This window comes from Streptomyces milbemycinicus (genome assembly GCF_002154605.1).
Lineage (GTDB): Bacteria > Actinomycetota > Actinomycetes > Streptomycetales > Streptomycetaceae > Streptomyces > Streptomyces milbemycinicus.
Map to the genome: position 1 here is coordinate 1 of NZ_MUNE01000804.1, position 828 is coordinate 828.

At 66.4% G+C, this 828-nt stretch carries 1 protein-coding gene; it reads left to right on the forward strand.

Going from position 1 to position 828, the window contains the following annotated elements:
* Positions 1 to 120: 120 nt before the first annotated feature.
* The gene (locus tag CCN51_RS46625) at positions 121 to 633 is read left to right on the forward strand and encodes an NUDIX domain-containing protein (RefSeq protein ID WP_014177738.1); all 513 of its coding nucleotides are present in this window, start codon (positions 121 to 123) and stop codon (positions 631 to 633) included.
* Positions 634 to 828: the final 195 nt, after the last annotated feature.

The following is an 828-nucleotide window of genomic DNA, read 5'->3' on the forward strand; positions in this document are numbered from 1 at the left end:
GAAGACCCAACGCGGCCATCCGCCAGTACGGGAACTCCTGACCCGCTTCGAAGAAGCCAGACGCACCAGAATGCTGCTGCTCGCCGACATCATCCAGCCGCCCAGCAAAGGCACCGCCCCATGAGGCCCACCCCCGCAAACCCCACCGCCTGGAACACCTACCTCGCCGAAGGCAACGCCACCCAGGCCCGCAAACGCGTCGCCGCCGACGTCATCCTGCGCCACCCGGACGGCCGCATCCTGCTCGTCAACCCCACCTACAAGCCCGGATGGGACCTCCCCGGCGGCATGTCCGAAGCCAACGAAGCCCCCGACGACACAGCGCGGCGCGAAATCAAGGAAGAGCTGGGGCTCGACATCATCCGGCTGCGCCTGCTCGTCATCGACTGGGTACCACCCCACGGCCCCTGGGACGACCAAATCGCCTTCATCTTCGACGGCGGAACACTCGCCCCCGACCAAGCCGCAGCGATACATCCTCACGACGAGGAGCTATCCGAGCTGCGGTTCACCGCCCCTGCTCACGCCGTCGGCACCCTGCCAGGCCGTCTCAGCCGCAGATTCGCGGCAGCCCTCCAGGCAGGCGCAGAGGGGATGCCCCGGTATCTGAGAGACGGCGCCCCCCTCGTCTAGAAGGCGGATCCCCTTCGCCATGCTCTAAGACCGCCCTTGAGCGGCCAGAACGTGCCCTTGCTTGGTTGCAGTTTTGGTTGCATTCACCCCCGTCCGACACCGTCCGCAGCCCGCAAGGCGACCCGTTCCACCACAGGTCAGGACACCCGCGTCTACGCCCGGATACCCATACGAAGACTTGGAAAGCGTGTTGGG

Excerpts from the sequence above, each read along its gene's own strand:
- CCN51_RS46625 (WP_014177738.1), top strand. The coding sequence starts at position 121 with ATGAGGCCCACCCCCGCAAACCCCACCGCCTGGAACACCTACCTCGCC.